Origin of the sequence: Pantoea sp. ANP04 (genome assembly GCF_041982285.1) — a bacterium.
GTDB lineage: Bacteria > Pseudomonadota > Gammaproteobacteria > Enterobacterales > Enterobacteriaceae > Pantoea > Pantoea eucalypti.
In genome coordinates, this window is sequence record NZ_JAUTYS010000170.1 from 1 (window position 1) to 529 (window position 529).

Genomic DNA, 529 nt, shown 5'->3' on the forward strand with positions numbered 1-529 from the left:
ACGCTTGATGACCCGTAGCTGGACCAAGGTCAAGACGGGTAAGTAGTTCCACAGGCTCAAACTATCCAAGGTCCGCCCACGTGGGGCGGGCTGCAAATTTTGTTGGGAGTTTCGCAAATGGCAGTTGCCTCCGGCGCCTATAAGAAAGCCCTCGAGGGCGACCAGACACCTAAGCAGGTGCTGGTCAAAATCGACCGGGTCACGAAGAAGTTCGACGAGACGGTTGCCGTGGACGATGTGTCCCTGGAAATCAAGAAGGGCGAGATCTTCGCCCTGCTCGGCGGCTCGGGTTCGGGCAAGTCCACCTTGCTGCGGATGCTGGCCGGTTTCGAACGGCCAACGGAGGGGCGAATCTTCCTCGATGGTGTGGACATCACCGACATGCCGCCCTATGAGCGGCCGATCAACATGATGTTCCAGTCCTACGCCCTGTTCCCGCACATGACCGTGGCCCAGAACATCGCCTTCGGCCTCAAGCAGGACCGCCTGCCGCCCGCCGAGATCGAGGCCCGGGTCGAGGAAATGCTCA

General features: G+C 60.3%; 1 protein-coding gene. It reads left to right on the forward strand.

Features of this window, described 5'->3' with window-relative positions; all coding sequences use genetic code 11:
• Positions 1-117: 117 nt before the first annotated feature.
• Positions 118-529, forward strand: a 412-nt coding sequence (locus Q7C21_RS22940) for an ABC transporter ATP-binding protein (protein ID WP_375151229.1), incomplete at its 3' end; no start/stop codon positions are given.